The organism is Flavobacterium sp. MK4S-17 (assembly GCF_009848495.1).
Lineage (GTDB): Bacteria > Bacteroidota > Bacteroidia > Flavobacteriales > Flavobacteriaceae > Flavobacterium.
Window position 1 is genome coordinate 17289 of record NZ_WWEP01000009.1, and the last position, 20893, is coordinate 38181.

A 20893-nucleotide genomic window follows, 5' to 3' on the forward strand; every position below is an offset into this window, starting at 1 on the left:
CAAATAAATTTCCATGTCACAACAAAAACGACTTTTTCTTCTTGATGCTTACGCACTTATATTCCGTGGTTATTACGCTTTTATAAAAAATCCCAGGATAAATTCCAAAGGTATGGACACTTCTGCCATAATGGGATTTATGAACTCCCTGCTTGATGTTATTAAACGTGAAAGGCCCGACCACCTTGCAGTAGCATTTGACAAGGAGGGCAGCGTGGTAAGGACTGAAATGTTTGCCGATTATAAAGCCCACAGGGATGAAACGCCCGAAGCCATAAAAATAGCCATACCCTACATACAGGAAATATTGCAGGCCATGCACATTCCTGTAATTGAAATGGCAGGCTGCGAAGCTGATGACCTTATAGGCACTGTAGCAAAGCAAGCCGAAAAACAGGGTTACCAGGTATATATGGTTACACCAGATAAGGATTTTGCTCAGCTTGTTTCTGAAAATATATTTATGTACCGCCCCGCACGTATGGGTAACGGTATAGAAATTTGGGGCGTGCCGGAGGTACTGGAGCGTTTTGAAATTGAAAGGCCGGAGCAGGTGATAGACTTTTTAGGCATGATGGGCGATGCTGTGGATAATATACCCGGTTTACCAGGAGTGGGTGAAAAAACTGCCAAAAAACTGCTGAAAGAATACGGCTCTATGGAAAATCTTTTAGCCAATACCCACGAATTAAAAGGGAAAATGCGGGAAAATATTGAAGCTAATTCTGAGAAGGGATTAATGTCAAAAAAACTCGCTACTATTATAACCGACTGCGATGTTACTTTCAATGAGCATGATTATGAGCTTTCCAAACCTGACACTGAAAAAGTAGAAGCCATATTTAATGAACTGGAATTCCGCCGAATGGCAGAACAGTTCCATAAGCTTTTCTCACAGGGAGAGGATTTTGATGATATACCTGCACAGGGTTACAGCCCTACTAAAACCATAACAAAATCAGAACAGCAGTTTTCCCTGTTTGACGAAGGCGCAGCAGATGAGCATGCAGGACATTCTCCCGGTTTTTATAATACTATTGAAAATACCGACCATGTGTATCAGGCTGTTCAGGGTATGGGTATTAATTTCCTGATACGTGATTTGCTTAACCAAAAGAGCGTGAGCTTTGATACAGAAACTACCGGCATTTGTGCCCTTACGGCTGAACTGGTAGGATTGTCCTTTTCATGGGAAAAAGGCAAGGGCTTTTATGTTCCCGTACCCGAAAACCGTGAGGAAGCGCAGGAACTGGTAAATAAATTTATTCCATTTTTTGAAAATGAAGAAATTGAGAAGATAGGGCAAAACATAAAGTATGACCTTGAAATACTTGCTAATTATGGCATAACGGTAAAAGGAAAGTTTTTTGATACCATGATAGCGCACTACCTTATTAATCCTGACATGCGCCACGGTATGGATATACTGGCAGAAACATATTTAAAATACTCCCCTATGCCCATTGAGTCGCTGATTGGCAAGAAAGGCAAAGGGCAAAAATCAATGCGTGATGTTGAACTTGAGCGAATAAAAGAATATGCTGCCGAAGATGCCGATATTACCTTACAGCTTAAGCAGGTTTTTGAACCGATGCTGGAAAATACAGGAACGCGGGAACTTTTTGATAAAATAGAAATACCGTTAATGCCTGTGCTTGCCGATATGGAACGCGAAGGTATTAACCTCGACACTGCATATCTTAAAGAACTATCGGCTGAACTGTCAGGGGATATAAAGGCCCTGGAGCAGAAAATATATGAAACGGCTGGAGAATCTTTCAACCTTGCTTCTCCAAAGCAGTTGGGCGATATACTATTTGACAAACTAAAAATAGGGGGAGCCAAACAGAAAAAAACCAAAACAGGGCAGTATGCAACAGGTGAAGAAGTGCTTTCATATCTTGCACTAACCAACCCGATAGTACAGGATATACTGGACTGGAGGCAGCTTGTTAAACTGCAAAACACTTATGTTGATGCGTTGCCTGCACAGGTTGAGCCTTTAACCGGGCGGGTACACACTGATTATATGCAAACGGTAGCGGCTACAGGAAGGCTTAGCAGCAACAACCCTAACCTGCAGAATATACCCATACGCACAGAGCGGGGCAGGCAGATACGTAAAGCCTTTATTGCCCGTAATGAAGAATACACAATACTTTCTGCCGACTACTCACAGATTGAACTTCGCATTATTGCGGCACTAAGCGGCGACCCTGAAATGATACGCTCATTCCAAAATAAGGAGGATATCCATGCCTCTACAGCAGCGAAAGTTTTTAATGTTGCCCTTACCGAAGTGACACGCGAACAGCGAAGCAATGCCAAAACGGTAAACTTTGGTATTATATATGGTGTTTCTGCCTTTGGGTTAAGCAACCAGACATCCTTAAGCCGTTCGGAATCGAAAGACCTTATTGATGCTTATTATAAAACCTACCCTGCATTAAGGCAGTATATGAATGATCAGATAGAGTTTGCACGTGAAAACGGTTATGTGCAAACCATATCCGGCAGGAGGAGGTATTTAAAGGATATCAATTCCCAAAATGCCGTAGTGCGCGGTGCAGCAGAACGAAATGCTGTTAATGCCCCGATACAGGGAAGCGCGGCCGACATTATTAAAATTGCCATGATTAATATCCATAAAAAACTAACTGAGGAAAACTGGAAAAGCAAAATGCTGCTCCAGGTACACGATGAACTTGTTTTTGACGTTCATAATACAGAACTGGAACGCATAAAGCCCATTATAAAACATGAAATGGAAAATGCCTTTGTACTTGATGTTCCGTTAGAAGTGGAAATGGGTACAGGCAGAAATTGGCTGGAAGCACACTAAAATTAAAGATATTAAATAAATATGAAAAAAATACTCTACCCTTTTTTTGTATTCTTACTATCCTTTGCTGCTGTTGCACAGGTAAACCCCAGGTTACAGCGTATTGACAGCCTTATGAACCATTTTTATTCTAATGGAAAGTTTATGGGCTCTGTCACTATACGGGAAAAAGATAATGTAATATTCGAGAAAGCCTATGGTTTTGCCGATGTACAGAGTAAAACTGCAGCCAATACAAATACTAAGTATAAAATTGGTTCTATAACCAAAATGTTTACCGCATCTGTTATTTTCCAGCTCATTGAGGCAAAAAAGATAACACTGGCTACCAAACTTTCTGCATTTTATCCTGAAATTAAAAACGCTGAAAAAATTACAATTTCGCATCTTCTTGGCCACCAAAGCGGCATTTATAACTATACCAATGATGATGCTTTTAAAACCTATTGCACAACACCGCAAACAAAAAAGCAAATGCTGTCACGCATTGCATCTTATGAGCCTGTTTTTGAGCCAGGTGAAAAAGCGGAATACAGCAACAGCAACTATGTGCTGTTAGGCTACATTATTGAAGATATTACTAAAAAAACTTATGCTAAAAACATTGAGGACAGGATAACAAAGAAATTAAAGTTAAAAGATACTTACTACTATTCCAAAATAAACCCTGCCAATAATGAGGCTTACTCCTATTCTTATGAAAATAACGGATGGGAAAAATTTGAGGAGTGGGATGATTCGGTAGCTTTTGCAGCAGGTGCCCTTTCTTCTACCCCAAGTGACCTTATCGCATTTATAAAGGCTTTATTTGACGGAAAAATAATAAAACAGGAATCGCTCGAAGAAATGAAAAAACTTGAATCAGGCTACGGCAAGGGAATATTTGCATTTTCCTTTGGTGAAAGAAGGTTTTACGGGCATAACGGTGGTATTGAAGGCTTTGTTTCTTCGCTGGGATACTATCAAAAAGATGAATTGGGTATAGCAATTATTGCCAATGGTGCAAATTATGATATTAACGCTATAGCTATAGGCATACTCAGCATTTATTACAAAATGCCGTTTCCGTTCCCTAACCTGAATTTTGTAACTGTAAGCCCGGAAGTACTTAAAACCTATGAAGGTACATATGCATCTCCCGGAGTTCCTTTAAAAATAGAGATTAAATATAGCGAAGATAAGCTTATGGCACAGGCAACAGGACAGGGCGCCTTTGAACTTAATGCTGTAAGCGATAATGAGTTTGTTTATGATGCTGCTGGCATAAACATGGTATTTAAGGAAAATTCCCTTACGCTGAAACAAGGCGGTATGGTATTGTTGTTTACTAAGGAATAAGTTTGTTCTGAAAGTCCCTTAGCGATACTCATGTCATTTTGAACGAAGTAAAACCTTACACCATTCGGCATGAGGTTTTTACTTGGTTCAGAATGACAATTTAAATAAACTTTTTGTTATCATTATTACAATTTTCGGGTAGATTCCCTCTGCCTTAATTCGGTTTTAACAATACGGGTTTCAAATTGAGGCTCTTCACCTTCTTTCGCCTCAAGGCGGTCAATAAGCATATTGGCAGCAGCCTCGCCTATTTCCGGCCCATGCTGGCTTACAGTGGAAAGGCTTGGGGTTAGCCTGCGCGACCACACGCCATCGGCAAAACCTATAATATTAATATCATCCGGTATTTTAATACCCTTTTTTATGGCAACCTTCATAGCCATTACCGAGGCATGCTCATCCAGTGCAAAAATGCCGTCTATTTCCTTATTATCCAGTAATTCCTGCAATTTGCTGTCATACTCATCAATATTATCTGTACGTATTATAATAGCATCGTTCACTTTATACCCATTTTCTTTCAGGGCATATAAATATCCTTCAGCCCTTAGTTTCCCGACACTTAGGTTATCTATTGTAGAAAGCAGGGCTATATTCCTGCATTTTAACTTTATAAGGTGGTTAGTGGCATAAACAGCAGAATCAAAATCATCTACAATTACCTTATCACAGTTTACCTCATCCGAAATCCTGTCGAACATAACTATAGGCAAGTCGTCAGCAATGGCTTCTTTAAAGTGTTTAAATTCCTGCAATTTTTGAGTTTCCTCTGAAACCGATAATATAAAGCCGTCTATAGTACCGTTGCTTAACATATCCATTGCATGTATCTCTTTTTTTAGCGACTCGTTAGAGATACAGGTAATAACATTGTATCCCCTGTCATTAGCGGCTTTTTCAATACCACTAAAAACTTTGGCAAAAAAAGGATTTAGTATGTTGGGTATAATAACCCCTATGGTTTTAGACCTCCTGCTTTTAAGGTTAACAGCAATATTATTGGGCTTATAGTTTTTAAGCCTGGCAAACTCCTGCACTTTAATTTTTGTAGGCTCGCTTATTTCGGGGCTGTTGCTTAAAGCCTTAGATACTGTTGAAACCGAAACATTAAGCTCTTTTGCTATTTGTTTTAAAGTGGCTTTAGATTTCATAACCTTTTGTGTTTATACTGTAAAGAAACGAAAAAAATAAAATTTTAGCTACGAAAAAGTACATATTACCATGATATTCCCCGAAATACATCCATGGGGTAATAGCATAATAATCTGGCATATGTCACCCACATTAATTAGTAAAATGCAAAATATATGTTAAAAACATAACTATAACACATTCATGCTAAAACCATCTGCATTTGCTTCTCGTATATCATATAATATAAAAGCCAAGGCATTACTATTCATACATTATTAACCCTTAATATTTTAAATCATGAAAAACACAGTAAATGTAAAGGAAGTAAGTACAGGCAGCCTGCACAACAGGCGCAGCTTCCTTAAACTGAGCGGGCTTGCCGTAGCAGGCACCGGGCTTATTATTGCAGGCTGCAGCAGCGATGATGACGGCGGCAGGATAAAAGATGAGAACCAGCTTCCCGGCGTAAGAAACGGTGTTTTTGACCTTGGTGGAGGCGACATTGGCATACTTACCTATGCATATGCACTTGAGCAACTGGAAGCCGATTTTTATGACAAGGTAGTAAACAGCAATACTTTCGGCTCAACTTTTAATGCTGATGAAAGGGCTGTGCTTGAAGACCTGTATTACCATGAAGTTATACACAGGGAATTTTTTAAAGCTGCAATTTCAAGCCTTGTAAGCCCTGAAAGGGTACTGCCCGGGCTGGACTTTAGCTACAGTGGTGTAAACTTTGGCAACAGGGAGAGTGTATTGGGCACTGCTATGGCTCTTGAAGATACTGGTGTTTCAGCCTATAACGGCGCAGGTATGTATATAAGTGAAGCAAGCTACCTGCTTATTGCGGGAAAAATAGTATCAGTGGAAGCAAGGCATGCTTCTGCAATACGAAGCATCCTTAATCCCGGTACTGCCGACTTTGCCGGTGATGATATAATAAACGATGATGGACTTGAGGTGGCACAAAAGCCATCTGAAATAGTAACTAAAGTATCGGGGCTTGATTTTATACAAACCCCTTTTACCGCTAAATACCTTCCTTAATTATTAACTTAAAACTCATATCATGAATATTATAAAATTTATAGAATCTTTTACCAACGAAAGTTTCCTTAATAGTAAAAGTTCCAGAAGAGACAGTTTTGGCCAGTTTGGCACAGTAGGAAAAAATGCCGCCATGGCTGCCATACCGTTCGGCCTCGCCACATTTTTAGCACCTCAAAAAAGCAGTGCAGCAAGCACAACATTTTTTGGGCCGCAGGAAACTCCTATAGAAGCTTTACAACTTGCATTAATATTAGAATACCTTGAAGATGAATTTTACGCGACTGCCCTGGCCACTACAGGGCTTATTCCATCGGCACACCAAACCATATTTACACAGATAGCCAAACATGAAAAAGACCATGTGGAATTTCTTGTATCGCAGTTAGGAGATGCGGCTCCTGCAAGGCCGACATTTGATTTTACAGGTGGGCAGGGAAATCCCGGGGGGCCATTTAACCCATTTGGCGATTATGACACTTTCTTAGCTCTATCACAGGCATTTGAAGACACAGGCGTAAGGGCATACAAAGGGCAGGCAGGCAACCTCTTAGGCCAGCCGGCATTACTAAAGGCTGCCTTACAGATACATTCTGTTGAAGCAAGGCATGCATCCCAGGTAAGAAGGCTGCGCATGGAAAAAGGATGGATAGAAGGCGATGACAGGGGCGGGTTGCCGGAAGCAGCGCAAGCCGTTTATGATGGTGAAGATAATTCCATGCAGTTATTTTTTAATACATCCTCGGTATCAGGCATACCGTCAGCTGCCGGGCCGGAATCCTTTGACGAACCTTTAACAGGGGCACAGGCTACCAGTATAGCAAGTTTATTTATAGTTCCATAGTTTAAATTTAAAGTTAGTTGCAAAGCCCTTGATTGCCAAGGGCTTTTTTTATTATAGTTATTTAATATTTAATTAGATAAAAACTTTTACCATTTGTACAAAACATTATTTTTGCATGAATTTAGGATTAGCTATCCACATTTATTTCTATTTAAATAGTAACTATAACCCCTCTTAATACCAAACAACCATGAACAAATTTACTATTGCAAAATCTGTTTTGCTTTTTGTACTGTTGTTATCCTTCGTTGGCCTTAAAGCACAGGATATTGCCGTAAACGAAGTAATGTCATCCAACACATCCATTGTTGAAGATGAAGACGGTGACTTTGAAGACTGGATAGAATTGTATAATTATGGCTCTGTTCCTGTAAACCTTGAAGGTTATGGCCTTACTGACGATGCAGCCGAACCATTTAAATGGGTTTTACCTGAAGTTACACTTGAGCCAAACGAGTTTATAATTGTATGGGCCTCAGACAAAAATCGGGCTATAGCAGGACAGCCACTGCACGCTAATTTTAAAATCAGTGCTGATGGTGAAACAATTACACTTACACACCCAGGCGGTACAACTATAAACGAAGCACCCGCAACAACTTTGCAGGGCGATGTATCCACTGGCAGACAGCCCGACGGCACAGGTGACTGGCTTTTCTTTTATACTCCTACTCCCGGTGCTGCAAATACAGGAACAGCATTACCGGAGTTACTTGTCCCTCCCGTATTTTCGCATAATTCAGGGCTTTATAATGAAGCCTTTAACCTTGTTTTATCGCACAGCAACCCAAATGCTGTTATTGTTTATACTCTTGATGGTTCTGAACCTGCGTTGGATAACCTTGCCGGAACTGTTTATGAGTACAAAAATGCGTACAAGCTGGAGGCAACCGATGAACCAGGCCCGTTATTGACCGACTCATATACCTCGAGCACTTATAATGCACCTATAAATATTTATGACCGTTCTGCCGAACCTGACCAGCTGGCAAATAAAAATACACGCCAGCATCCGCTATACACCCCGGCAACTCCTGTAAGAAAAGCTACAGTGGTTAAGGCACGTACATTTATAAACGGCATAGGCTCTAAAACCGTATCTAAAACATTTTTTGTGTGGAGTGGCGGCAATCCTTATGAAATACCCGTAATATCATTGCAAATACAGGAAAATTACCTTTTTGACTATGAAGACGGGGTTTACACATCGGGAATTGATTTTGATACATGGAGGGCCAACAACCCTGACAATAACCAATGGTGGAGGCCGGAATGGTCTAACTACTGGAGGAGTGGCTCTGACTGGGAATACCCTGTACACGTTGAGTACTTTGAGCCGGTAACGCTTAACTCTGCACTGGATATCAATGCAGGGTTCAGGATTCACGGCAACAATTCAAGGACACTGGGTATTAAAAACCTGCGCCTTTATGCCCGCAGTGATTATGATGAAAAAGATGTTTTTGAATATGATTTTTTTGAAGATAAAATTCCCGGAGCCACAGTGCCGGATAATGATGAATATAAGCGCATAATGCTAAGAGGTGACGGTACCGGCGGCGCCATTGCTTATGATGTGGTTTTTAACCGGGTTATGCAGCCCGTATTTAACGGTATTGCCCGCATACAGCCTGCCATACATTTTATAAATGGTGAATACTGGGGGCTAACGGCATTAAGAGACCGCCTGGATAATAACCATTATGCGTTTAATTTTGACCTCGATGAGGATAATATTGTTCAGATTGACTGCCAGGGCAGCAACTGCGAACTTGATGAAGGTGATAATGCGGATTACCAGAGCTATATCAGCATGAGGGATTTTATAATACAAAATGATATGGCAGACGGGACAATGTTTGCACAGGCTGCCGATATTTTGGATATGCAATCTTTTATAGACCATATGGTTATTGAAATTTATGCTGCCAACGACAGCTACGAACGTAACTTTTGGAAAGTAAGGACTGCTGAAAACGACAATTATGGCGACGGGAAGTGGAGGCTGAACGTGCAGGACTTTGAAGCTTCCCTAAAAAGTAACATCAATTGGCTGGAACATTGGGCAAATATAAATAACTCAGCTAATGAAACACTTTTAGGGCATCTTTTGGCAAACAATGATTTTAAAACAGCTTTTATAAACCGCTTTGCCGATATTTTAAATACTGCCTTTACCACCCAGCGCTTTAACCTGATAGTAAACCAAACGTTTAATGAAATAGGGCCTTATCTGGCAGAAGACAACAACCGTTTCCCAAGGCAGTTTTTTTACCAGGAAGCAGAAAGGCAAAACCTTTTAAGCTGGGGTGTTAACAGGCCCGGTATTCAGCGTGACCAGATTAAAAACTTTTTTAATATATCAGCAACAGTTGACATAACAGTAAACGTTTCCGGAACAGATGCGGGTATCGTTAAAATTAACACCGTTACTATTGAGCCTTCAACCCCGGGTGTACCGGAAAACCCATATCCGTGGACAGGTATATATTTTAATGGAATACCTGTAACGCTTGAAGCTATAGCCGAACCCGGCTTTGTATTTTCACACTGGTCTGGAGACGTGAGTGGTACTGACCCTTTAATTACGGTTACACCAACAGCCAACATGCAGATACAGGCAAACTTTGAGCCAATACAAAACCAGGCGCAGGTAGTATATTTTTGGTTAATGGATTCAGATATTCCGAATAATACGCCACTGCAGAACCTGGAGGCTACTTATGCAAGTAATGGCCTTACTGCGATGTTAGCATATAACTCATGTCTTGAAGGCTATCCTTTCACCAATGCCGATGCCAACTGGCGTAAGGCTTCTATGGAGCGAAGAAATGCACCTACAGCCTTAAACTACCGCCCGGAAGCAAATAATGACATACCTTATTCCGATGGTATCATGAGAGGGATACAAATTAAACAGCCTTTTAAGTCAGGTTTGCTTGAAAACACCATCGAATTGCAAATACCTACAACTAATTTGCAAAATATTAAACTTTCGTTTGCTATAGAATCGGATGGGGCAGCACAAACACTTTTAGCCGATTACTGGGATGGTACGCAATGGACTGCAACAGGGCTTAATAATGCTTCAACAGCAATAAACAGCAATTATGAAGTAACAGAATTGGACTTTTCAGGTTTAACGGCCGCAAATAACAATCCTGATTTTAAAGTACGCCTGCGCTTTGACGGCTCCGATATGTTTACCGATGAGGGCAAAAGGGTTCATTTTAATAACATTGCCGTAGAGGGCGAAACCATTTTAGCTGCACCTTCCAATGAAAAGCTGGCAGATGCAAAAGTATATCCTAACCCTGCCAACACTGAAATTAATATTGCTGCCACAATTATAATGGATAAAGTAGTTTTATATAATTTATATGGTCAGGCTGTTTATCAGTCGGCTCCAAAAACCTATAACCAGCGTATTGATATAGGCAGTTTACCCACAGGCATTTATCTTGTAAAGATATACTCCGGCACTGCCGAAAAAACAATTAAAATTATAAAAAGGTAAAAGCCTGAAACAATAAAGCCACCAAAAGGTGGCTTTATTGTTATAATTAATTTTCGCTTGCAGTAATAAAAAAAGCCCCTGAAATTCAGAGGCTTTTTGTGCGGGTGATAGGACTCGAACCTACACACCGTGAGGCACCAGATCCTAAGTCTGGCGTGTCTACCAATTTCACCACACCCGCAGGAGTTAATTAAAACAAGTAGTTGTTTCATTAAGTGGGTGCAAATATACGCATAGTTTCCAACTTTCAAAGAAAAAACATAAAAATTTTTTACTGTATATTTTTTGTATTTTTGGCAAACAACCCTATATCATTAATTTTAAAATGGATAACATAAAAAGCTACGTTCAGCAGCATAAAGAAAAATTTATAAACGAACTTGTTGAACTACTTAAAATACCTTCGGTAAGTGCTGACAGCGCCTATTCGCAGGATGTAATCAATACCGCAGAAGCTGTTAAGGAAAGTCTTGAAAAAGCAGGATGCGACAAGGTTGAAATATGCGAAACGCCGGGTTACCCAATTGTATATGGCGAAAAAATTATAGATTTAAATTTACCTACAGTATTGGTTTACGGCCATTATGACGTTCAGCCGCCAGATCCTGTAGACTTATGGGACTCTCCCCCTTTTGAGCCTGTTATTAAAAAAACAGCACTACACCCCGAAGGAGCTATTTTTGCACGTGGTGCCTGCGATGATAAAGGCCAGATGTTTATGCACGTTAAGGCTTTGGAATATATGGTGCAAAATAATAATCTTCCCTGCAATGTAAAATTTATGATTGAGGGCGAAGAAGAAGTAGGCTCGCCAAGCCTTGGCTGGTTTGTAGAGCGAAACCAGGAAAAGCTTAAAAATGATGTAATCCTTATTTCAGATACAGGGATGATATCCAACTCGCAGCCTTCAATAACCACAGGGCTGCGCGGGTTAAGCTATGTTGAGGTTGAGGTTACCGGCCCTAACCGAGACCTGCATTCAGGTTTATATGGCGGTGCGGTTGCCAATCCTATAAACATCCTGGCTAAAATGATAGCACAGCTACATGATGAAAATAACCATATAACCATACCTGGGTTTTATGATAAGGTAGAAGAACTTTCCAGAGGGGAAAGGGATGAAATGGCCAAAGCACCTTTTTCGCTTGACGCTTATAAAAACGCACTTGATATAGAAGATGTATATGGAGAGTCAGGCTATACTACAAACGAACGCAACTCTATACGCCCTACGCTTGATGTAAACGGGATTTGGGGCGGTTATACCGGTGAAGGTGCAAAAACGGTGATTGCCAGTAAAGCCTATGCAAAAATTTCCATGCGTTTGGTGCCTGACCAGGACTGGAAGGAAATTACCGAACTCTTTACAAAACATTTTGAAAGCATTGCGCCAAAAGGTGTTCGTGTTAAAGTTAAACCACACCATGGCGGGCAGGCCTATGTAACACCTATAGATAGCATAGGTTACAAGGCAGCCGCAGCAGCTTATGAAGAAAGTTTTGGCATAAAGCCAATCCCTGTTCGTTCTGGAGGCAGTATTCCTATTGTGGCATTGTTTGAAAAGGAACTAAAGAGCAAAACCATCATGATGGGCTTCGGGTTGGATAGTGATGCTATCCACTCCCCTAATGAGCATTACGGGATATTCAACTACCTGAAAGGTATAGAAACAATACCGTTGTTCTATAAGCATTTTACTGAAATGAGTAAGTAAATAAATTTTTAAATCCGCCCTAAGAGGCGGATTTTTTATTTAAACCAAAACATATCAACCAGTTGCAACAATATGACAAAAAACGCGTTACATTTGTAATCATCATCAATCAAAAATAATCATCATGTTAAAACGTTTTTTCATCACCTGTTCAGGGGCAGATAAATCTATTATATACAGCTGTTCCAACGGCGAGCAAAATAAATATGCCGGTATAGGGGCAACAGTATTCTTTACGGCTCTTATGGCATGGATAGCCACTTCCTATGCTTTATATACTGTTTTTGATAATGTTTATACCGCAGCCTTCTTCGGTTTGCTTTGGGGATTCCTCATTTTTAACCTCGACAGGTTTATTGTTTCTACCATACGCAAACGCGACAGGTTCTGGCAGGAATTTATACAGGCAACTCCGCGTATCATACTTGCTGTTATTATTGCAATAGTTATTTCCAAGCCTTTGGAAATTAAAATATTCCAAAAGGAAATTGACACTGTACTTTTAAAAGAAAAAAATGCACTGGCAATGGCCAATAAAAAGCAGGTTTCCAATTACTACAAAAGTGACCTTGACAGAAATAAAGCCGGTATTGATAGCCTGAAATCTGAAATTGCACAAAAGGAAAAAGAAGTAAACAATTTATACAGCACTTATATTACCGAAGCTGAAGGCACAAGCGGCACAATGAAACTTGGCAAGGGCCCTGTTTATAAAGAAAAGAGAGAAAAGCATGATGCTGCTTTAAAAGAACTCGAAGCCCTGAAAACAAATAACCTGGCAAAAATTGCAGCTAAAGAAAAAGAAGCCGGGATACTGCAAGCACAACTGGACAAAAAGATAAACGAAACACAGCCGGTGATAGATAGTTTTGACGGCCTTATGGCACGTATAAATGCACTTGACAAATTACCATGGCTGCCATCATTTTTTATAATGCTGTTATTCCTTGCTATAGAAACCTCGCCTATTATTGCCAAACTGTTATCGCCCAAAGGTGAATATGATTTTAAGCTGGAGGATAGTGAGGAAGCATTAAAAACGAACCTTGCACAAAATAACTACCAGCGGGAATTGCTGCGCAGCACAGATGCGGGTATTTATGATGACGTGTATGCCGAAATAAGAAATGATAAAGAGCTATACAACTATAAAAAGAAAAAGGCTGTAGAAATGCTGGAAATGCAGGCTGACAGTTTTGCCAACAAGCAGAAAAGCGTTATGTAATTTTTATTCCCTGAGTAATTCAATTTCTGCCTGTAGCTTTTTTGTAAGGCTTTTAAAAATCAAGTCGTAGGATAAATCTATCAGTTCCCGTAAAAGCCTTGCGGGAACATCTTTATTTACACTTACAGTATTCCAGTGCACTTTGCTCATATGGTAGCCCGGCTTTACACCTTCATACTCTGCCCTTAGTTCCAGTGCCCGTTCGGGGTCGCATTTTAAATTTACTGATGGCTCATTGTTCTCCCATCCGCTTAATGAGGATAAGGCAAACATTTTACCGCCAACCTTAAAAACCAATGTATCTTCATCAAATGGAAAATGCTCTGTAACGCCTTTTTTGGCAAGGCAGTAATCGTAAAAGTCTTTAATATCCATAAACTTATATAATATAATACAAAACCGGCTTGCTTGGGCTCGCATCATTTTCAAAGGAAGCTATCTGCAGGTTCAGCAGGTATTCCCCATCTTTTACCTCATCCGGAATGAAAACCATTTCGGTTATTGTAGCTTCCAGCCTTGCATCATTATTAAGGTTATTTATATCCTTTACATTCCAAAAAGCTTTATGTGCTTCAAGTCTTCCTTCATCTTTTTCCCTGTCCACGCTGGGGAGGTCAGTCAAAAGGTGCATAACTCCTGATTCTTTTAAATATAAAGCGGCATCTGCTGTAAAATAAGGTGGATTTGTATTACTGTAGTTCCTTGATTTTTTGCCGGTATCATTAGGCAATGTGCGTACTATAACCGCTTCAGCATTTTTACCTCCTAAAGCTACTTCCAATTGCTGTTTTGTAATTACATAATCACCTCCCTGCATAATTGGTGTAACGGAAATAAGCTGCGCGGTAAAAAAGAACTTTTTCAATGCCTGGTTTATACTGTAAAACTCTTTGGTAATATGCCCAAGGCACTCGGTATGCGTGCCATGCCCATGCGGATTAAATGAAATAGTATTAAAATTTGTTGACGCCCCCTTACTTACTTTGCCTATCCAGTCGCCCATTTTTACAGGCTCAATAACAGGTTTATCAATATACCATGCCAAAGGGTTGGTATCAGTATCGGTTAAAGGTATAGATATATCAACAGGACGGGAAAAATCTGTTTCAAAAATCCTGCCCTCATAATTTACGGTAACTTTCATTTAAAAGAGTTTACTCCTTCAAATTTAAAAAAAACAGGTCGCTGGCAATGCCATCTGCCAAAAATTTTCCCTTACGGGTTGTGGTTATTGTATTATCCTGAACCGACACCAGTCCTTCTTTTATAAAGACAGCCGACTCCTTTAAAAGATAATCAGCATACAAACTTCCGAATTCATTATTAATACGTTCTACAGATATTCCCCAAATGGTACGTAACCCTGTCATAATGTATTCATTATAACGGTCGGCTGTAGTAAGTTTTTCTTTTTCAAGGGGTGGCCTGCCCTCATTAAGCGACTTAAGGTAAAGCGTATTATTAGCAATATTCCAACTGCGGTAATAACCGTCATAGCTATGTGCCGAGGGGCCTATGCCTATATATTTTTTGCCCAGCCAGTAAGCAGTATTGTTTCGGGAAAAGTAGCCTTCCCTGCCAAAATTGGACAGCTCATAATGAATAAAACCTTTCGCTTCAAGATTCTCTATAAGCAGTAAAAACTGTTCGCGGGCAGCTTCATCACTGGGTTGTGGTATCACTCCTTTTTTCACAAAAACATCCAATGCGGTTTTTGGCTCAACAGTAAGGGCATAACTGGAAATATGTGGAATACCGAAAGACAAGGCTTTTTCTATATTTTTTATCCATCGGCTGTTATCCATACCGGGTATGCCATAAATAAGGTCTATGGAAATATTATTAAAATAATTACACGCAATGCTAAGGCAGGCTTCAGCCTGTGCAGCGTTGTGTGCCCGGTTCATAAGTTTCAGGTCTTCTTCAAAAAAAGACTGTACCCCAATACTAAGCCTGTTTACAGGTGTTACTGCCAGCCCTTTAATTCTCTCCTCCGAAAGATCATCTGGATTGGCTTCCAGTGTTATTTCGGGATTAATACAAACCGTATGGTTTTTATAAACGGTTTCAATGAGGTACTGAATATCCGCATCAGAAAGCACAGAGGGGGTTCCTCCGCCAAAGTATATGGTTTCAATTGTTTCCTGATGCAACTCATTTTTGCGCAGGCTTATCTCCTTGGCAAGTGCATTTACCATCTCATCCTTTTTCTTCATCGAAGTGGAAAAGTGGAAATCGCAATAATGGCATGCCTGCCTGCAAAAGGGTATATGTATATAAATGCCCGCCATGGCGCAAAGCTACAACCTTTTAACCATATAAAAATAAAACCTGCAGGGGTTGCTCCTGCAGGCTTTAAACCCAAATCTCAAAAAACTAAAATTATTATGGTGTAGTCTTACTGCTTAATAAATTTTGAGGAAACATTCCTCTTTTCCGATTTAAGCTGTATAATATAAGTCCCGGCTTTTAATGATGATACATTAAGCACGCCAGTTTTTAAATTTTTCTTTTCCATTATTACCTTGCCCTGCATATCAATAACAGTAATTGTATCCCATTTTTGCTTTGTTCCCAAATGCAGGTTGTCATTTACAGGGTTAGGGAAAAACAGGGTTTCTCCGGCAGGTTCCGGCAACTCATGCTGCAGGGTTGTTAAGGTTACTTCCTGTATTGAAAAATCAGCAAAAAGCACCTGCTCATCCCTTATCATTTCCGGGCTTAATAAGCTGCGGTATATACCCCATTTCGGGCGTATGCCATCGGCGTCTTCCCGCCAGGTCCTTATGTTCGGGTTATTATAACTTAATAAAACTGAATTATCGCTTACACGTTTAATGCTAATGGAATAAGTACCATTTTCAGCATACTTAATGGTTTCAGTAACCTCAACCCAGGTACCTTTAAAATTGCTGAGCGGTGCACTGGCAATTTCAACCGAAGCTATACTGTCAGAATGCATTACCTGTAATTTTTCATTACTGCCGCTCTTCCTTGGTATCAGGGAAAACACGGGAATACTTTCGTGAGGCCCGCCATACGCTTTTATCTGGTGTATGTGTGTAAATTTATTAGATGCCTTAAAACCGCTGTCCAGCTTAAACTTCCATGTGTAAGTTACAGTTTCGCCATATGTACCTATAAGGTGCGCCGGCGACTGGTTATAGGTTTTAATTTCATTTCGCTGGCGGTCAAATTTTATGCAACGGTCGTTATCAGGCTCTACATGAATATGGAATTTAAAAACATACTTATTCAGGTCATTATCCCAAACTTCCTCAATGTGGCGGCCAAATTCAGGGTGGGCGCAATCGGGTGTTTCAATAACATTATAGCCTGGTGCAAGCACGCTGTTAATAAGTTCATAGGTATCGCCCGGCCCGTCGGCGGTTAGGGTAACAAGCTGCGCCTGTGCAGCAGTGCCCAGGAACATTAAAGGTAAAATTTTAAATATTTTCATATCGTTCTTATTTTCTCCATTTTTTAAATGCATTTACAGATAGTGCTGCAGCCTTTGTTATAGCTTCGGCATCATATTTACCTTGCTGGTTTTTTACAAAAAGCTGTGAGCCAAGCCCAACACAGTGTGCCCCTGCCAAAAACCATTCCTTTAAATTACCTTCTGTTGGCTGCACACCTCCTGTAGGCATAATATTTACCCAGGGGCATGGTGCCTTTACTGCCTTAATAAAATCAGGGCCGCCCACCTGTTGCGCTGGGAAAATTTTTACAATATCTGCCCCAAGGCTTTCAGCATAGCTTATTTCAGTAAGCGAACCGCACCCAGGCATCCAGGGTATTTTTCTCCTGTTGCAGGTTACGGCTACCTCTTGATTAACTATAGGTGCAACCACAAAGTTTGCCCCAAGCTGTATGTACATGGAGGCCGTACCGGCATCTATAACCGAGCCAATACCTAAAATAAGTCCTGGCAGTGCTGTTTTTGCCCAACCCACCAATTCCTCAAATACCTTATGTGCACCTTCGCCCCGGTTTGTAAACTCAAAAATCCTTATACCTCCATTGTAAACGGCTGTAAGCACTTCTTTGCAAACATTTATATCCGGATGGTAAAAAACAGGTACAATACCAATTTCATCAACCGTTTTTAAAACCTCGAGTTTTGTAAATCCAGCCATATCTATCTTTTTAACCTGCCGGAGGTATTACCTTCGGCAATCTGCTTAATTTCCTCGGCATCCGCCAGGTTGGCGTCGCCCTCTATTGTATGTTTTATGGCGCAGGCTGCATTGGCAAAAGCAACGGCTTCCTGTGCAGTATAATCATTAAGTTCGGCATATATAACACCTGCTGCAAAAGCATCGCCTGTACCTATCCTTTCCACTATATGCGTAATTTCTATCGGGTTACAGTTATAAACTTTGTTATCGTCCCATACACGGGCCTCAATACTGTGCCAGGAAGCATTTTTACCTGTCCTGGTTTTATCATACACTTTTTTTATCTGCGGAAATTCTTTTTTCATGGCGGCACATCCCTTACTAAAATCCTCATCAGAAAAAGAAAAATCAGTTCCCAGTAACTCGTTAAACTGCTCCGCCCCTCCAATAAACACATCTGTAAAGGCTACCAGTTCACGAAGCGTTTCATGTGCCTCCCTTCCATATTTCCATAACCCCATCCTGTAGGCCGGGTCGCACGAAACAGTTACACCCATTTCCCTGGCTGTTACAAGCGCCTGTTTTAAAGCCGTATAATTATTTTCAGAATGTGCAGGTGTTAGCCCCGTCCAGTGAAACCACTTTGCTCCCTGAAAAATCTCCCTCCAGTTTATATTGCCGGGGTTCATTGCCCTGAAAGCAGAATGATTCCTGTTGTAGCTTATAACGCCTGAGCGCACTACCGAACCCGGTTCTGAAAAATAAAGGCCAAGCGGTTCTTCACCCTGCTGGATATAGGAAGTATCAACCCCATGCCCGCGCAAATAATTTATAGCTGCTTTTCCTAAAAAATCGGCTGAAACCCTGCTTACATGCAACGTATCAAGCCCCATTACGGAGAGGGAAACCGAAACATTTGTTTCGGTACCTCCGTAATATATATCAAGCTGGTTTGCCTGTACCACCTTTTTATATCCGGGTGGGGAAAGGCGCGCCAGTATTTCACCATAGGTGACAATTTTCTTCATTATAATTATTAACTAAAAGCGGTACCGCCGTTAACATCTATATTATTTCCTGTTACAAAAGAAGATTCTGAAGAGGCAAGGTAAGCCACAACATCGGCAACCTCTTCTGCTTTACCTTCCCTTCTTAGTGGTGTGGCAGCAGCAACATTAGCCCTTACCTCAGGCTTGGTGAATGTATCATGGAATGCAGTGGCAATCATACCCGGGCAAAGTGAATTTACACGAATGCCATGTGGGCCAAATTCCTTGGCAAGTGAACGGGTATAAGTCATAACGCCACCTTTTGCAGTAGCATACATAGCTGCGCCGGGCCCGCCACCGTCACGGCCTGCCTGCGAAGCGAAGTTTATGATGGAAGCCCCGCTTTTCATCATCGGCCTGAAAGCTTTTGTTACCAGGAAAACCGACTTAAGGTTAACATCTATAAGCGTATAAAAGAAAGACTCATCCATTTCCTCTATGGTTTTACGGGCAATAAGCCCTCCTGCCACATTAACTAAAACATGTACTTCTTCACCAAAGGCTTCCCTGGCTTTGCCTGCAAGGGCAGCAACATCTTCCTGCTTGGTCATGTCACCCTGCAATATAACTGCTTCGCCACCAGCCTCTTTTATTAGCCTTAATGTTTCTTCCCCGTCTTCATGGCTAAGGTAATAATTAACCACAACTTTAGCTCCTTCTTTTGCCAGCTTTATGGCTACTGCCCTGCCTATATCGCGGGCACCGCCTGTAACAACGGCTACTTTTCCTTGTAATTTCATTGTAACTTAATTTATATAATTTAATTTATTCTCTAACCTGTTTTATTTTTTTAATGAAGGTGAATACCGAAAGTACCCCCAGCGGCACAAAGGCTGCAATAATTATAAAGGCCGGAGTATAGCTTGTTTTGGTTATAACCGGTATAAGGAAATTCATTATGATTACCGATACCACACCTATTGTTCCGCCAAAGCCTGCCAGCGTTCCCACCGATTTCCTGTTAAACAGGTCGCTTGGCAGTGTCTGCACATTGCCAATGGCAAACTGGAACCCAAACAACACAAAGGATACTATTACCACAAATTTTAAAGGGGTATTGCCCAAAAATATAGTAGCCAATAATCCTAAAAACATGATGACACCCGCTATAATTATAGCGTTTTTCCTCCCCTTATCTACAGAATGGGTACGGGCTATAACATTGCCCGCATACCATCCCCCGGCAATACTACCAAGTGCTGCGCCTACATAGGGCACCCATGCAAAAAGCCCAATCTGTTTTACATCAAAGCCATATGTTTTTTGAAGGTAAAGCGGCATCCAGCCTACAAAAAGCCACCATATGGGTTCGAGGAAAAAACGGCAAACCACCACACCCCATGCTTCCCTGTGTGACAATATTTCTTTTAATGAAAGCGCAGGTGCTGCTTTTGCTTCCGCAACTTCGTTTGCAGGGTTACCGCCCGTTATATGAAGTTTTTCTTCTTCCGTTATCCACGGGTGCTGTGCAGGTTGCTTTTTATTAATAATCAGCCAGGGAATAATCCAAACTATACCCATGCTCCCTATTATAATAAAGGTTGTTTTCCACCCGAAACCGGCATACATAAAGGCTATAAACGGCGGCGCGATAACCGAACCTATTGAAGCCCCTGCATTGAAAATACCCTGGGCTACCGCCCTTTCTTTCATGGGGAACCACTCGGCATTGCTTTTTACGGCACCCGGCCAGTTACCTGCTTCGGATATACCCAATAGCAACCTTACAAAAGCGAGCGAATACAACCCCCTTACAGCAAAGTGAAACAAAGAGGATAATGACCATATAAAAATGGCAATAACATACCCCATGCGGGTACCTATCTTATCAAACATTTTTCCTGATACCGACTGCCCTATGGCATAAGCTATCATAAATAAATTGAGTATTAATGCATAATCGCTGTCATCCATACCCAAATCCTTCCCCATTGCAGGCCACATAATAGACAATGCGGAACGGTCAATATAATTAATGATGGTTGCTATGCCTATAAGGGCAATTATCCACCAGCGCAATCCTTTAATCTTCATTTGTAATTATTAAGTGGCCTAAAGCCTG

The 20893-nt window shown here is 40.9% G+C and carries 16 protein-coding genes and 1 tRNA gene; 7 read left to right on the top strand and 10 right to left on the bottom strand.

What is annotated here, in order from left to right:
* Nucleotides 1-13: 13 nt before the first annotated feature.
* Nucleotides 14-2842: a DNA polymerase I gene (gene polA, locus GSF09_RS03870; RefSeq protein WP_159799625.1), complete on the top strand. Its 2829-nt coding sequence runs from the start codon at nucleotides 14-16 to the stop codon at nucleotides 2840-2842.
* A 21-nt stretch (nucleotides 2843-2863) separates the two neighbouring features.
* Nucleotides 2864-4180 carry a serine hydrolase gene (locus GSF09_RS03875; protein ID WP_159799626.1) on the top strand — a complete coding sequence of 439 codons (1317 nt, stop codon included), beginning with the start codon at nucleotides 2864-2866 and terminating at the stop codon, nucleotides 4178-4180.
* Nucleotides 4181-4305: 125 nt separating this feature from the next.
* Here GSF09_RS03875 and GSF09_RS03880 read toward each other — a convergent pair whose 3' ends face one another.
* Entirely contained in the window at nucleotides 4306-5331 is a 1026-nt protein-coding gene (locus GSF09_RS03880) for a LacI family DNA-binding transcriptional regulator (RefSeq protein ID WP_159799627.1), read from the bottom strand.
* 280 nt (nucleotides 5332-5611) lie between these two features.
* Here GSF09_RS03880 and GSF09_RS03885 point away from each other — a divergent pair, with 280 nt between their 5' ends.
* From GSF09_RS03885 to GSF09_RS03895, 3 genes are all read left to right on the top strand, one after another.
* Nucleotides 5612-6361: a ferritin-like domain-containing protein gene (locus GSF09_RS03885; protein WP_159799628.1), complete on the top strand. Its 750-nt coding sequence runs from the start codon at nucleotides 5612-5614 to the stop codon at nucleotides 6359-6361.
* Between the two features lie 22 nt (nucleotides 6362-6383).
* A complete protein-coding gene (locus GSF09_RS03890) occupies nucleotides 6384-7205 on the top strand; it encodes a ferritin-like domain-containing protein (protein WP_159799629.1) in 822 nt (273 codons plus the stop codon).
* Between the two features lie 190 nt (nucleotides 7206-7395).
* Entirely contained in the window at nucleotides 7396-10722 is a 3327-nt protein-coding gene (locus GSF09_RS03895; RefSeq protein ID WP_159799630.1) for a CotH kinase family protein, read from the top strand.
* Nucleotides 10723-10821: 99 nt separating this feature from the next.
* Here the strand turns inward: GSF09_RS03895 and GSF09_RS03900 are convergent.
* Nucleotides 10822-10903, bottom strand: a tRNA-Leu gene (locus GSF09_RS03900).
* Nucleotides 10904-11047: 144 nt separating this feature from the next.
* Between GSF09_RS03900 and GSF09_RS03905 the strand changes: the two genes are divergently transcribed.
* Entirely contained in the window at nucleotides 11048-12436 is a 1389-nt protein-coding gene (locus tag GSF09_RS03905) for a dipeptidase (protein ID WP_159799631.1), read from the top strand.
* Between the two features lie 124 nt (nucleotides 12437-12560).
* Nucleotides 12561-13661 (top strand): DUF4407 domain-containing protein, encoded by a 1101-nt coding sequence (locus GSF09_RS03910; protein ID WP_159799632.1) that lies wholly within the window; start codon nucleotides 12561-12563, stop codon nucleotides 13659-13661.
* A 3-nt stretch (nucleotides 13662-13664) separates the two neighbouring features.
* Here GSF09_RS03910 and GSF09_RS03915 read toward each other — a convergent pair whose 3' ends face one another.
* The 8 genes from GSF09_RS03915 to GSF09_RS03950 all read right to left on the bottom strand — a co-directional run bounded on the left by GSF09_RS03915 (nucleotide 13665) and on the right by GSF09_RS03950 (nucleotide 20865).
* Entirely contained in the window at nucleotides 13665-14036 is a 372-nt protein-coding gene (locus GSF09_RS03915; protein WP_159799633.1) for an MmcQ/YjbR family DNA-binding protein, read from the bottom strand.
* 4 nt (nucleotides 14037-14040) lie between these two features.
* Nucleotides 14041-14805, bottom strand: coding sequence for a cyclase family protein (locus GSF09_RS03920; RefSeq protein WP_159799634.1), 765 nt, complete (start codon nucleotides 14803-14805; stop codon nucleotides 14041-14043).
* A gap of 10 nt (nucleotides 14806-14815) precedes the next feature.
* A complete protein-coding gene (gene hemW / locus GSF09_RS03925) occupies nucleotides 14816-15952 on the bottom strand; it encodes a radical SAM family heme chaperone HemW (protein WP_159799635.1) in 1137 nt (378 codons plus the stop codon).
* A gap of 107 nt (nucleotides 15953-16059) precedes the next feature.
* Complete coding sequence (locus GSF09_RS03930; protein ID WP_159799636.1) at nucleotides 16060-17121, bottom strand: T9SS type A sorting domain-containing protein; 1062 nt, start codon at nucleotides 17119-17121, stop codon at nucleotides 16060-16062.
* 7 nt (nucleotides 17122-17128) lie between these two features.
* Nucleotides 17129-17800 (bottom strand): bifunctional 4-hydroxy-2-oxoglutarate aldolase/2-dehydro-3-deoxy-phosphogluconate aldolase, encoded by a 672-nt coding sequence (locus tag GSF09_RS03935; RefSeq protein WP_159799637.1) that lies wholly within the window; start codon nucleotides 17798-17800, stop codon nucleotides 17129-17131.
* Nucleotides 17801-17802: 2 nt separating this feature from the next.
* Nucleotides 17803-18810 (bottom strand): sugar kinase, encoded by a 1008-nt coding sequence (locus tag GSF09_RS03940; protein WP_159799638.1) that lies wholly within the window; start codon nucleotides 18808-18810, stop codon nucleotides 17803-17805.
* A gap of 8 nt (nucleotides 18811-18818) precedes the next feature.
* Nucleotides 18819-19571, bottom strand: coding sequence for an SDR family NAD(P)-dependent oxidoreductase (locus tag GSF09_RS03945; protein ID WP_159799639.1), 753 nt, complete (start codon nucleotides 19569-19571; stop codon nucleotides 18819-18821).
* A gap of 25 nt (nucleotides 19572-19596) precedes the next feature.
* On the bottom strand, nucleotides 19597-20865 hold the full coding sequence (locus GSF09_RS03950; RefSeq protein WP_159799640.1) for an MFS transporter: 1269 nt from the start codon (nucleotides 20863-20865) through the stop codon (nucleotides 19597-19599).
* Between the last annotated feature and the right edge of the window lie 28 nt (nucleotides 20866-20893).